This window comes from Priestia sp. HNGD-A6 (assembly GCF_045784335.1).
GTDB lineage: Bacteria > Bacillota > Bacilli > Bacillales > Bacillaceae_H > Priestia > Priestia zanthoxyli.
Window position 1 is genome coordinate 1,561,834 of record NZ_CP138621.1, and the last position, 13,642, is coordinate 1,575,475.

Genomic DNA, 13,642 nt, shown 5'->3' on the forward strand with positions numbered 1-13,642 from the left:
CCAAAGCATACTCATTGTTACACGAATCGCAATATCCATGTAAAAAATCCCATGTTCAAGAAGGTGACTACATTAGTATAAAAGAAGTCACCTCACTTGTCATTAGATATCATAAATCCAAGCAGCCGCATAAAGAACCTTCACTCAATATTGTCTGTTTATACAAAAAAACGAGGTCGAGACATAATTAAATTAATCTAATCTAATCTAAAGACAAATAAATGGGCTACATGAGCTCGTATGGACACTGGAGACACCGCTGTTGATTTTCGTGCAAGACTTCGCTTTCCGCGGGCGACCGCTGAGCCTCCTCGTCGCTTACGCTCCTGCGGGGTCTCACCTGTTCCGCTTTCCCCGCAGGAGTCTTCGCCTTGCCCTCCAATCACCAGCTAGAAGCAACTGCATACTTGAATCCTGCGTTCACCATAACAAAAAAACGAACCACTGATATCAATGGTTCGTTTTTCACTTCGGCTGAAATACTTTTGTCCCAGCCTCGTCTCTATTTTATTTAGAGCGCTTTTCTAGCCAATCGCCGATTGAAGGATATGTTTCCTTCACTGCTTTTGGACCAAATACAACAGATACGTGACCTGTTTGCAGCAATTTGTACTCTTTATCTTCACTTGAAACAGCGTCCATTAAAGCTGCCACTTGATGCGGCATCGCAATATGATCACGGCTAGCAGCAATGTTTAAAATATTAGCTTTAATATTTTTCAAATCTACTTTTCGGCCGCGAACTTCAAGTTCACCATTGATTAATTTGTTTTGTTGATAGAAGTCGCGAATCCACTGACGATAAGCTTCACCAGCAAATGGGATTCCGTCAGCAACCCACTTTTGCATTAGCTTCCAGCTTTCAACAAAACGCTGATTTTCCGAACGATCCACCAGCGTTACATACGGACCGTAAAAATTTGTGATTGGCTTTAGCATCTTGTTTCCAAAGTCAATCATCTCTGGAGGGATGTTTCCGAATGTATCTACTGCTTTATCTAAATTAAAGTAGCGGTCGTCTAGGAATGCTCCGTATAAACCTGTATCCGAGAAATCAAATGGACTTGTCATAAAAATTAAGTTTTTAATCGGCAAGTCTTCATTTAATGCAGCAAAAATAGATGTCATAGTTCCGCCCATGCAGTAACCAAGAACAGACAAATCAGGAGATTTAGAAGTGCGCAGCACCTTTTTCGCCGCTTTTGGAATATAATCCACAATATAATCATCTAGCTTCATATTGCTGTCTTCAAGTCCAGGAGTTCCCCAGTCAAGTAAATACACGTCAAAACCGCGGTTTAATAAGTATTCAACAAGGCTGTTTCCAGGTGTTAAATCCAAAATATACGGTTTATTGATCAGTGCATATACGAGTAGAATTGGTGTTTTGTGAAGGTTATCTTTTACTGGCGTATAGCGATATAATTTCGCTTTGTTCTTTTTCCAAATAACCTCTTTTGGTGTTAATCCAACTTCCGGTTCCGCTTCTGTTGTCATAATTTCATATGCACGCTTAAAACGTCTTGCAGAACTTTTATATTCACTTGGCATTGATTTGATTAGTTTTTCCCACTCTTGCACGTAAGGAATTGCCACGAATATACACACCCTTTCATTTCATTAGTAGTTAGTTAACAAGCACAGCCCCGACAAAAGTCAGGGCCAGCATCTATTACATGTATAAGCCGCCGTTAATGTTTAACTGTTGTCCTGTAATGTACGCGCCGTCTTTTGCTAAGTAAACAACTCCGCGTGCAATTTCTTCAGCGTGCCCTAAGCGACGAGTTGGAATTTTCGCAACAACTTTTGCACGAACTTCTTCCGGCATTGCCATTACCATTTCCGTTTCAATAAATCCTGGGCAAATTGCATTAACTGTTACGCCTGACTTAGCAAGTTCAAGAGCTAATGATTTAGTGAATCCTAGCATACCTGCTTTAGCAGCTGAGTAGTTTGTTTGACCAAATCCGCCCGCTTGACCAATAATTGATGAAATATTGATAACACGACCGCCTTCAGATTCTAAAAGATGCGTTAGCGCAGCTGATGTTGTGTTGTATACGCTATGTAAGTTTACATCAATTACTTTTTTCCAATCTTCTTCACCTAACTTCTTGAATGAACGGTCGCGCGTAATTCCAGCATTGTTTACTAGAATGTCCAATTGACCAAACGCAGCTTTTGTTTCTTCAATTAGGTGTTTTGCTTGATCTACATAAGACACGTCAGCTTGAACCGCAATAGCTTCTCCGCCGTTGTCTTTAATTTCTTTTACAATTGCTTCTGCAGATTCTTTACTGCTGTTATAGTTTACTGCTACTTTTACTCCATTAGAAGCAAGCTCACGTGTAATTGCTGCCCCAATACCTTTAGATCCGCCTGTTACGATTGCTACTTTACCTTGTAATGTTGTCATGAAAAATTTCCCCCTTGCTTCTTCAGCGATGATTTTTACTGTAAATACAGCAGTTAATGTTGTTTTAAAATCCCCTATGCCCTACTTGCGAGCCGGCTGCTCAGTTTTTTGAGCGTTTGATGGTTTTGCTTCAGCTTTAGCTTCTGCCTTTGGCTTTTCAGCTAATTTTTCTTGTTTTTCTAACAGCTGAGCCTGAAGCTGCTCACCTTGAGTTTTAATTTGTTGTTGAATCGTTTCTTTTAACTCGTCTTGTGTTTTTTGCTGCCCTTCAAGAAGAGATAAAACCTTGTCGAGTTTTTTGTCTAATGATTTGACATCAGATTTCAGCTTAGTTACATCTTTTTTCAAAGCGGATGCACTTTCTTGCTGTGCTTCTAATTCATCAAAACGATCATCAAATTGCTCTTCTAATAATTCTACTTTTTCTTCCACATTGATGACTAATGACGCAACGTTTGCTACATCTTCTTTTGTGGGTACATTTACTTGGTGCAGATAGCGCCCCGTTACTTCATTTACTGCTTGTTGATATTGAAGGTTCATATTTAGCACATTTCCCATGAGCTGGGAAAATTCTTCACGATTCATATTGTCCCCAATAACTTTACCCCAGTAAGATTCGGTTTTGTCATATACGTCTTTCCATGCTTGAAACGGATCAAATACTTTTTGCTGTTCCAAAACTCCATCTCCTTTCTTGTGTACGTTAAAAGTGATGGCTTTCAATATGGACACTTAATGTGACAAGCGACATATTAGAAGCTCTAAGTAAACGCAACCAATTTTGCGTTTATTTATTGGATAATGTAAATCTTTTCACAATTCACTTACCAACAAATTATAAATGTTATAAAAATTACCTACATGTACTATTATAAATTCGTTTTCCAAAATAAACAATTCTAAATCTTTGTTTATTTTTGAATTTTTTTGACGCTTTTTGTCGAAATTCAAAAAATCGTTCTTTTTTCCTGTATTTGAAAGACCTGTTTTAAAGTGTTGACAATTTTTTCATCTAGGTGTAAATTACACATATAGAAAACAAATTCTCTTTTTTCGAAGGGGTGATTACCTTGGGATCAAGTGAAAAAGATAACACCTCTAATTCAAACAACTTAGAAAAATCGATTAGCGGTGCACCAAAAAACTTGATGGTTCCTTTTCTTCTTTTAAGTTTAAGAGGTTGGAATCTACATGGTTACAAGCTCATTCAGCAACTAATGAGCTTTGGATTCACATCAGTTGATCAAGGAAATGTCTACCGCACGCTGAGACAGCTTGAAAAAGACAACTTGATTACATCGCAATGGGATACGTCAGCTGAAGGACCTGCACGCCGGATTTACTCATTAACAGATGCCGGTGAACAATATTTAAGCATGTGGGCTAATTCACTTGAACAGTATCAAAACATGTTAGATTCATTTTTTCACATGTATACCGACATGTTGTTCCCTTTTAGCTCTTCTTCTTCTAAAAAGTCAAAAGAATCAAAAGAGGAAGAAAACGATTAAAGGGATTCACGCAGTACATCTGCGTTTCCTAATATAATGTTAAATAAATTTCACGGTCAACCAGCGAGCGCGGAATGTTAGGTTTATTACACAACTACGAATTTCTTCTTTAACGTTTTGTTCATTACGATAACTGTTCGCCAGACCAAATTATTCAAGGAGGAATTTGATTATGTCAACAGTAAAGTATGATACAGTAATTGATGCAATGTGGGAACAATGGACAAAGGGGTTACAAAACATTGCAGACGGAAACAAACAAATTGAGCAATGGACGTTAAAAGCACTTGAGCAACAGCAAGAATTTGTAACAAAAGCAGTTGAACAACTTCAAGCAACAGACAAACAGTGGAAAGCTGAATTAGAAGATCTTCAACAAAAAACAGTTGAAAACTTACGTAAAACAGCTGGTAACGCTGTTGCCGATTCTTATGAAGAATGGACAAACCGCACGCATGAAGCATTAAATAAATTACAAGAGCTTTCTCTTAACCAAAGCAAATCAAGCTATTCTTTAGTAAAGCAAGCTCAAGAACAATATCATCAAGTAGTAACACAATTAGTAGAAGAGCAAAAGAAAACGCGTCAAGAGTTCCAACACGTATCTGATGCATACGTAGAGCAAGTAAAATCTCTTCAAAAATCATTTGCTCAGTCTCTTGAGCAATATGCAGTTGTAAAATAATATATAAAAAAGCCCAGCTTCTTTGAAAGCTGGGCTTTTTTATACTTTCTTGCAAACCATTACCAGTATGCAAAATAGTAAACAGCAAATAATACAGGTACAGCAGTGAACTGCTGTACAACTAAAAAAGGAGATGACTAATCATGGCTAGAACAAATAAACTATTAACACCAGGCGTAGAACAATTTTTAGATCAATATAAATACGAAATCGCTCAAGAATTCGGGGTAACTCTAGGTTCTGACACTGCTGCACGCAGCAACGGTTCAGTAGGCGGAGAAATCACAAAACGCTTGGTGCAACAAGCTCAAGCTCACTTAAGCGGCAGCACACAAAAATAAAACATAACTTCATAACATGGCTAAAAAAGGCACCTGCGTGTGCCTTTTTCTTACATAATATAATCTTTCAAATACACGTAGTCCCCCGCTAATATAATAACCATCGCGATGATATATTTGCGGTTTCTTTCAATTGTTTTCCGGCTCACTTTGACGTGCTTTTCAATCAAGCGAATGGGAAGCTGCCGCTTTAAAAACAGCTTATCTCTTAATTCTTTTTCATTGACGATAAAAGATGCAACTTCCACTGCATTTCCCCTTGCATCCTTATGTTTAGGAGACGTGTTAATAATATCTTCAAGAGTTAATTTAAACAGTTCCAGCGTCTGACAAAAATAAGTCATTTCCTCTTGAATACATGAAGTTTCACTTTGCCTTTTATAGTTAGAAAGCGATATATCCCTTTCTACCTTACCTTGCATAAAACCTTCATTTTCAATTCGGCTATAGAGCAGCGTTTGGTTTCGCTTTTCTTTTCGAATATAGTCGATGACTCTTCTTTTAATAATCAGTTCCGCAAATGCAAGAAGGGATCGACCTTTTTGGATTGTGTAATTTTCAATGGCTTCATTAAACGCAATCAGACCAATGCTAAATTCATCGTCAGCTTCACTTATATAACGTTTACATACAGCTGAAACAACTTTAGCAATAAACGGTTTATATTGTTGAATCATTTCGTTATGTAATTGTTTATCCCCTTGCTGAATCGTCAGTACAAGCGTTTCAAGCGATGGAGGCGTTTGAACTTTTGTGAGCATTGGCTTCACCTCTTTTACTATACTCAGTTGCTTTATACCATGTTAATATCCATTCTTTTGATGACGAACAGGGTAAAGAAGCGCTCTGCTCCTTTTAATTCTCTTTATTATAACCCATAATAGCTCAATTTTACCAATTAACATACATTTGAAATATATGTTTATGAACTGAAATAAACTTCATTGAACTGAATTATCCAACGCTGATTCTGTTCTTTACAGAATATGAACGAAAAAGCAAAACATTCGGATATACAGTAATTAAACATCAGTTAGTTCTTTTACCCTTTCCCAAAACAATTTAAACTAGGTATTTTATCTTAATACAAAAAAAACGCGCATTAAAAGCGCGTTTTTTTGTATTATTGATTTTCAATTTTCTTTAATGAGTCTTTTTCTTTCTCTGAACGTTCAAGATCAGTTTGTTCTTTGTTTTTAGATAAAAACCAGCCTGAAGCTGCTATGCCAAGTAACACAACCCAAAACGTAATTTTCCATACTTTTGATTCAGGGAAGTGTTCATTAATAATACCTAACTCCGGATGAGCAAGAGTGTAAACTGCTAGCTTAACCCCTACCCAGCCTACGATAGCAAAAGCCGCCGTTTCTAGCCCCGGGCGCGTATTTAATAGCTTGACGAACCAAGTTGCAGCAAAACGCATAATGATTAGTCCCATAATTCCTCCGGCAAAGATCACCAAGAATTGTCCGCCATCGAGTCCGCCAATTTTAGGAAGATTGGTTGTTGGCAACGTAACGGCAAGAGCCACAGCAGCCAAAATTGAATCAACCGCAAAAGCAATGTCCGCTACTTCTACTTTCAAGACCGTCATCCAGAAACCTGAGCCCTTTTTTCCGTCCGCTTCTTTTACTTTTTCATGATCACCTTTTTTCACATATCGCTTCACAATATGATTAATGGAAATGAACAATAAGTAAATAGCTCCTATTGCTTGAAGCTGCCATACATCTACCAAAAATGAAATCAAAAACAATGAACCGAATCTAAAAATAAAGGCACCGGCTAATCCGTAAAACAATGCCTTCTTGCGTTTTTCTTCCGGTAAATGTTTGACCATAATGGCCATTACAAGAGCATTATCCGCCGCCAAAATTCCTTCTAATGCAACCAGCACCAGCAATACCCATCCATATTCTAACAAAAGCGATGCATCCATAAAAATCCCCTCTCGTTTCTTTGTATAAGTTGATTTATTCTCATTACCGGAATAAAACACAAAAAGACCTTTGCCAAATATGGCAAAGGTCTTGCTAAGCATAATCATTATGCCAACAAAGCCGATGGATTACTCCATGTAATGACGACTTTGTTTCAGGTTTCCCTGACGCTACTCCCCTTTACTCCGTAAGAAGTAAATGTATTAAGTTGTTTTTATTTTATAAAAGGTCTACTAATAAGTCAATGAAAAGCCCTCTAAACTTTTGTTAAGCTTTTGTTAAGCGTTTTAATACGTTTAAAAACGTTGAAATATGAATGGGCTTTGTTACGTATTCACTAAAACCGACTAAAAAAGCTTGATCGATGTCGCTTTGCATCGCGCTTGCACTCAAGGCGACTCGCGGAATATGCTTCAACTCTTTTTCCAGCTGAAGCTGTGTGCATACCTCAAAGCCATTCATATCAGGCAAATCAATATCAATTAAGATCATATCCGGTGAAATAGACTTGATTAGCCCGATGCCGTTTTCTCCTGTTTTGGCAACTAAGAGCTTAACGTTTTTATATGGAGAAAGAATCGATTGCATAAGCTCAATATTTGTATCGTTATCTTCAATATACACAATTGAGATCGGCATGGAAAAACCTAAAAATGACTCGGCTTCCCCTTCATTGGATACGCGTTTAGGAATAGGTGGGTGTACTAACGGAAAACGAACCCAAAATGTACTGCCTTTTCCTTCTTCACTTCGCACTCCGCACGTTCCATTCATTAAGACAACAAGCTGCTTTACAAGCGCCAGCCCAATCCCTGTTCCGTCTTTTTCTAATCTATTCACACGGTAGAAAGGCTCAAAAATCCGATTTAATTCTGAGGCTGGAATTCCAAAGCCACTATCTTCAATCAATATGGCTACGTGATGCTGAGTGATGTCTGTATAGATAATGATATCGCGATAAGCGGGTGAATATTTAATGGCGTTTGTAAGCAGATTTAATAAGATCTGCTGAAAACGAAGTTCATCTACTTCAACAAAGACTTCTTGGTATGCGTGAAAGCGAGTATAAAATATACTATGCTTATCTTTTGCTAATGGTTTCATAATTTTAAGCGCGTCTTCAATTGCTTCTTTTACCGACACTGATTCAAGGTTAATCGCTAAGTGACCTGATTCAATTTTCGATAAATCAAGCGTTTCATTTATTAAATAAAGAAGATGATTACCTGCTTTTAAAATTTTTCGTATACGATTCAATTGTTTTTCTGTTAAATCTTTTTCTCCTTGCTCTTCCAATATCTGTGCATAGCCTAAAATACTGTTTAAAGGCGTTCGAAGTTCATGGCTTACTTTTGATAAAAATTCTGACTTAGCCTGATTTGCTTTTTCGGCTTCTTCTTTGGCTATAATCATTTGCTGATTGGAATGAAGCAGGTCTTGTTCTTGTTCCTGCTGCTTTGTAATATCATAAAATGTGACAACTACGCCTTTATAATATTTGCTTTCTTGCAGAGGTTCAGCATTCACCGAAAGCCAAGTCAACTTTTTCTCATTTAAATAAATGCCCATGACTGTATTTCGCACAGGCTCTTTTGTATGAAGACAGCGGACAGATGGAATATCTTCGAGTGCAAAAGCTGTGCCATCAGGATGAATAATTTCCCAGTCTAAACCAAACGGGTTAACCGATAACATTTGGTCATAAGGCACGTTTAGAATCTTAGCAGCGTATGCATTGGCAGCAATTAAGTTACCTTCAAGGTCATGAAACACCACGCCTTCTGACATTGTAGAAAGAACGGATCGATACATGCTTTCACTTTTAGCCAGCTTTTCTCTTGCTTCGTGAAGATCAGTAATATCTACTATAGAACCAATAACTTCTTGTACTTCTCCTTTGTAGATATGAGGTGTTAATTTCGTATAGTAAGCAAAGTCGTTCAAAAGTACTTCATACGACACTTTCTCTCCCGCCCATGCTTTATCATAGTAACTCCTATTATCTCTTGCGTAGGATTCAGGTAAAAATTCCTCAGGTGTTTTTCCGACAACATCTATTTCCTCATATCCCATTTCACGAATCATTTTGCCTTCGCACATCGTATAGACATACCCTTTACTGTTCTTCACAAATTTAAAAATAGTACCATCTTGCTGTGAAAGCGTGCGTTTTAAATCTTTTTGCAAATCCAGAAGCTGCTGTTGAGCCTTTTTTCGATCTGTCACATCTTTGGCGATGACGTAACTGCCTTTAATTTGATCATGAACAATAATAGGCATTTGCGTGACTTCAACGTATACAGGCTGATTATCTTTGCGAATCAGCCTTGCCTCATAATATACAGAGTCTCCCCTCAGGGATTTCCACATATATTCTTCAGCTCTTTCAGCTTCTCTGAACATAGAAGGAAACGGGATTTTCTCCATTTTATTTAACGTGTATCCTGTCAGCTCGATTCCTTTTGGGTTAATCGTTTGAATATTGCCGTATAAATCAACTGCACACACAATATTGGGATTGTAGTTAAAAAGAGATTGATAATACTCTTCTTTTAATTGACTTTCCCTCACTTCTTCCTGACGCTTAAAAGCTGCAACGAGCAGGAAGACAATGAGTAGCGTAATCGTGATACTTGCAATAATATTGGAAAACGGCGCTTGATAAGGCAGCCACTGGCCCCACCTTCTAGCAACTGAATGTGCAATATGCAGCTTCATTCCATACATACTGATGAAATGCATAGCTGAAATACCAATACCCAGTAAAATAGAGCTAACAAGTTTAAGAAACGGATTAGCTTTCACGCTTTTCGAACGAAAAAACAAGTGCATTGCATAAAATGCAACGACCAGAGCGATGATGATAGAAAGCAAAACAGATAGCACAGCATAATGAATGCGTGCTTCCGTTTCGATTGCTGCCATTGCAATATAATGTGTACCCAGAATACTGCTTCCTAAAATGAGCCCTGACCATACCGACGTGTGCCATTTCCAGAATGTCCAAAACGCAACTAATGATCCGCTAATCGCTATTATTAAAGCAAGGACAGAAAGTACAGCATCAAAATGAAAGCTAACAGGAACATAATAAGCAAGCATCGCAATATAGTGCATCGCCCCCACTCCAAGCCCCATTGAAGTTGCTGACAATGTGAGCCACAAATAATTGTTCCGCTGTTTTTTCATCATTTTGCTCACAATATCAAGTGCTGTATAAGAGGCAAGAATCCCTACAATGACAGCAAGAAATACGGTAAATTCATTATAGTGACCAGTAATTGAAATCATTTTCTTTCCTTTCACTTTAACGTTACTTCTTCTATCTAACTCTCCTTATAAGAACTATATTACGATCATTTATTCCGAAAGCAGACACATGAAATAGACGAAACTTACATAAGCTTCGTCCTCTCATCAGCATAACTATTTTAGAAGAAGCAGCATCTCTTAATTTGTCATTAACTGATGCAGCTGTTTTTGAACGTCTTGGATTTTTAATTTTGAGATATGAGCATATTCATCAATTTCTAAGAAATAAACAAGATATGTTTCGTTTTTTGGTGTGATGTGCGAAACTTTCTGCAAATTTACGATATAAGACCGATGTGTTTGACTGAATACAGAAGGGTTCAAATACATATAGATATCACTAATATTTTCATATGTCTCATAGACACGTGATTGAGTATAGATTAAGCATTTTTTTCCGGACTTTTCAATAAAAATAATTTGATCAATTGGAATGTAATAAGTAGATCCGTTAAATTTTACAGGCAGTCTTTTTAATTGCTCACCTGGCTTTTTTGACTGATTTTTATCAATTCCAATGGAGTTTTTTGCCCGCTCTAGCGCCATATAAAGTCTGGTTTTTTCAATTGGTTTTACAATGTAGTCCAGTGCCGACAACTCGAATGCCTTCACAGCAAATTCATCATAACCGGTGATAAAAATGAAGTTTAAATTCGGCTTAATGCGCAGGCACTTTTTTATGGCATCTACACCGTTAATCGTAGGCATATTAATGTCTACGAGCAAAAGGTCTGGACTCTTAGCCATCACTTCCTGTACAAGCTGCTCTCCGTCTTTGCAGATGCCAATCACTTCAAATTCCGGAAGCTGTTCTATAAAATAATCTAAAATTTCAACCGAATCTTCGTTATCATCGGCAATAATTAAGTTGATTTTGTTCATCCTGACTCCCCCTAGGATACAATGTTAAAGTATAGTACGAACTATTGCCCATTCTGTTTTATGCATGTCTACACATCTTTATAGTGTTTTTATGTTGAGATGAATGATCTACACGGACGCTAATCGTTAATGGAACGCACAACGATTGTTCATGGGGAATATTGCAATAATTGTAGGTTTTCTAGAAGAAGAAATAAAACCGTTTATCTATTATCATTTATTTTCCTAACAATGATTTAATACCCTTTTTATAATCTGTAAATCAGCATGCCAAAATCTTTATTTAATATTTTTAATAAAGGCGACACGCTATTTTCAATCATTTTGTCTTCTCTTACTATTAAAACATGTTCTACATTCTTCCACCCATACTTTTATTCATTTTTTTACTTTTTATTCAAGGTAATTACTTACATACAACCCTTAACAACCCTGTATTTTTAATTTCACTTGAAGAAATTTATGTATTTTTTATTCATTTTATTATAAAAATTCTAGCATATAACGTTATGAACTTACATATGTATTCCGAACTAGTTCCTTTTAGAACTATGATTATTATACCATTTCATAGTATAAATCACATATATTTAAAGGTGAAGACTTTCCATTCCTTTAAGAGTTCAAAGCTATTTATTTGTAAAATAAATCAATTCATTCCTCTCTGAAGGCTAATACATCTAATTATCCATCTATTATCTGTAAAAAAACAGGCCTAAAGTTATACTTCGGCCTGTTTTACATTCATTTCTTATTTTGCATTTTTTACAATTTGCTGTGCCTGTTTCGATACAAAGAAGCGACCTTTTTTATCCTGTACCACCACGCTGTCCATCCGCATCTCTTTTCCATTTACAATCGCAATATCTTTATTTACCGGAAAACGTACCGTTCGCTTATTGTTTGTAACAACGAGCACAGGGTTGTTTTTATCTTTTGAGTCCACCGCTACATTTGAGCCTTTAAAAGCTTTATTTGCTTCAATAAATAATTCATTTGTTAACTCGTTTAAGTTAATATTCATTGACTTAGCCATATGTTTGGCAATATCCGTATTATCAAAGTGCCCCGTTGGTCGATTGACGCCGTATGAATACAGAAATACATCCTCACCCGTATGACCGCCCGTTGTGAATCCAAGGTTTGCTCGGTTGGCTAATAGCTTTGATAGTGTAGCACTCATTTCTTTTTTATCTCTTGCTTTAGTCAGCTGCGCTTTTTCCTCTGAAGTTAGGTTTGATAAACCATACAAAGCAGCTACTTCTTCTTTATTTGATAAATCTTCTTTTAAGTTAGACGTAGCACCTTCTAACGTCATTTTTGCTTTTTTTAATGGATCAATATAAGCAGAAACAGGTGTGGTATCATATCCTTTTGTTGTATTTGCATTACCGATTGAAAGACCGCTGTTTCCGTGATCAGCAATCGCAATAACCATCGTATTTCCATCTTTTTTAGCGAACTCTACTGCCTTGCCCACTGCTTCATCAAACGCTAATACATCGCTAATCATGCCTACTGGATCATTCGCATGAGCTGCCCAATCCGTTTTGCTTCCTTCAACAAATAAGAAGAAACCGTCTTTATCTTTGGAGAGTGTTGTTATTGCTTTATTTGTCATCTGGGACAGCTTTGGCTGTTCTGCTTTTGTCTGCGGTCGATCCATATCATACGCTAAGTCTCGGTCAGCGAAGCTCCCCCAGATTTTTTTGGCGCGTGACTGCTCTAATTCCTTTTTATTTTCTACAAAGTCATATCCTCTTTTGTTTAATACATTGACTAAGTTTTCACCGTCTTTTCGGCTTTTTTCTTCTTTTCCTGGCAGAAGAGATTGCTTACCTCCTCCAAGTACTACATCGATGTTTTGATACACTTGCTGCTCCGCTAGCGTTTGAAAATCATCACGGCTGTAGTTGTGGGCTGAAAAACCAGCTGGTGTGGCGTGCTGGATTTCAGAAGTAGCCACAATTCCTGTCGCGCGCCCCGAAAGCTTTGCTCCTTCTAGAACGTTTGCTACGGGACGAAACTGATCTTCTTTTTCTACGGGTTTAACCCCAGGTGTATTCACTACTGAAGGGAGCACACCTACATAACCAGAATTTGATTTATTTCCTGTTGCTAAAGCAGTAGCTGCCGGAGCGGAATCTGTAATAGCAGATTCTGCCGAATACGCACGTACTCCCCCGGCCATCAGCTGATCCATATGTAACGGTTTTCCTTTGTACCATCTTGCAAGTGTAGTAGCATTTGAGCTCGTCCCGTCCATTACCATCATAATGACATTTTGAGGTTTCTTAGCTGACTTATGCTCCACTTTTGCTTCCGTTTGAATAAGAGAGTTTCCTAAACCAAACGAGGCCAATGCTACTGCTCCTGCTAGTGTAATACCTGCTAATTTTTTCTTCATATAAATGTACCCGCTCCTTTATTTCATTATCTTCGACATGTCTAAAGTTACCATTCAAACGTAAATCTACTGTTTATCTACTGTAAAAGAGTGTAAAGTTTGTCTTTATATTCTTCCTTTCTTCTTGAGAAAAAATAGTCGAATA

12 protein-coding genes and 1 riboswitch are annotated in these 13,642 nt (G+C 37.4%); of the genes, 3 read left to right on the forward strand and 9 right to left on the reverse strand.

Features of this window, described 5'->3' with window-relative positions; all coding sequences use genetic code 11:
- Positions 1–197 precede the first annotated feature (197 nt).
- The 4 genes from SCI76_RS07960 to phaR all read right to left on the reverse strand — a co-directional run bounded on the left by SCI76_RS07960 (position 198) and on the right by phaR (position 3,097).
- Positions 198–386 (reverse strand): hypothetical protein, encoded by a 189-nt coding sequence (locus SCI76_RS07960; RefSeq protein ID WP_080968642.1) that lies wholly within the window; start codon positions 384–386, stop codon positions 198–200.
- A gap of 121 nt (positions 387–507) precedes the next feature.
- Positions 508–1,596, reverse strand: coding sequence for a class III poly(R)-hydroxyalkanoic acid synthase subunit PhaC (locus tag SCI76_RS07965; protein ID WP_013055939.1), 1,089 nt, complete (start codon positions 1,594–1,596; stop codon positions 508–510).
- Positions 1,597–1,672: 76 nt separating this feature from the next.
- Complete coding sequence (gene phbB, locus SCI76_RS07970) at positions 1,673–2,416, reverse strand: acetoacetyl-CoA reductase (RefSeq protein WP_014461095.1); 744 nt, start codon at positions 2,414–2,416, stop codon at positions 1,673–1,675.
- Positions 2,417–2,497: 81 nt separating this feature from the next.
- A complete protein-coding gene (phaR, locus tag SCI76_RS07975) occupies positions 2,498–3,097 on the reverse strand; it encodes a polyhydroxyalkanoic acid synthase subunit PhaR (protein WP_028414183.1) in 600 nt (199 codons plus the stop codon).
- Between the two features lie 392 nt (positions 3,098–3,489).
- Between phaR and phaQ the strand changes: the two genes are divergently transcribed.
- From phaQ to SCI76_RS07990, 3 genes are all read left to right on the forward strand, one after another.
- Positions 3,490–3,930 (forward strand): poly-beta-hydroxybutyrate-responsive repressor, encoded by a 441-nt coding sequence (gene phaQ, locus SCI76_RS07980; RefSeq protein ID WP_013055935.1) that lies wholly within the window; start codon positions 3,490–3,492, stop codon positions 3,928–3,930.
- Positions 3,931–4,102: 172 nt separating this feature from the next.
- Positions 4,103–4,615, forward strand: coding sequence for a polyhydroxyalkanoic acid inclusion protein PhaP (gene phaP / locus SCI76_RS07985; protein ID WP_014461097.1), 513 nt, complete (start codon positions 4,103–4,105; stop codon positions 4,613–4,615).
- Positions 4,616–4,758: 143 nt separating this feature from the next.
- Positions 4,759–4,956 (forward strand): alpha/beta-type small acid-soluble spore protein, encoded by a 198-nt coding sequence (locus SCI76_RS07990; protein ID WP_013055933.1) that lies wholly within the window; start codon positions 4,759–4,761, stop codon positions 4,954–4,956.
- 50 nt (positions 4,957–5,006) lie between these two features.
- On the opposite strand, the gene sigI is transcribed toward SCI76_RS07990, so the two are convergent.
- The 5 genes from sigI to SCI76_RS08015 all read right to left on the reverse strand — a co-directional run bounded on the left by sigI (position 5,007) and on the right by SCI76_RS08015 (position 13,497).
- Positions 5,007–5,717 carry an RNA polymerase sigma factor SigI gene (gene sigI / locus SCI76_RS07995; protein WP_407545116.1) on the reverse strand — a complete coding sequence of 237 codons (711 nt, stop codon included), beginning with the start codon at positions 5,715–5,717 and terminating at the stop codon, positions 5,007–5,009.
- Positions 5,718–6,079: 362 nt separating this feature from the next.
- Complete coding sequence (locus SCI76_RS08000) at positions 6,080–6,895, reverse strand: TerC family protein (RefSeq protein WP_048020317.1); 816 nt, start codon at positions 6,893–6,895, stop codon at positions 6,080–6,082.
- Positions 6,896–6,992: 97 nt separating this feature from the next.
- Positions 6,993–7,087, reverse strand: a riboswitch (yybP-ykoY riboswitch).
- 76 nt (positions 7,088–7,163) lie between these two features.
- On the reverse strand, positions 7,164–10,187 hold the full coding sequence (locus tag SCI76_RS08005; RefSeq protein WP_407545117.1) for a PAS domain S-box protein: 3,024 nt from the start codon (positions 10,185–10,187) through the stop codon (positions 7,164–7,166).
- A gap of 159 nt (positions 10,188–10,346) precedes the next feature.
- Complete coding sequence (locus SCI76_RS08010; RefSeq protein WP_028414187.1) at positions 10,347–11,090, reverse strand: LytTR family DNA-binding domain-containing protein; 744 nt, start codon at positions 11,088–11,090, stop codon at positions 10,347–10,349.
- A gap of 751 nt (positions 11,091–11,841) precedes the next feature.
- Positions 11,842–13,497, reverse strand: coding sequence for an alkaline phosphatase (locus SCI76_RS08015; RefSeq protein WP_394554700.1), 1,656 nt, complete (start codon positions 13,495–13,497; stop codon positions 11,842–11,844).
- Between the last annotated feature and the right edge of the window lie 145 nt (positions 13,498–13,642).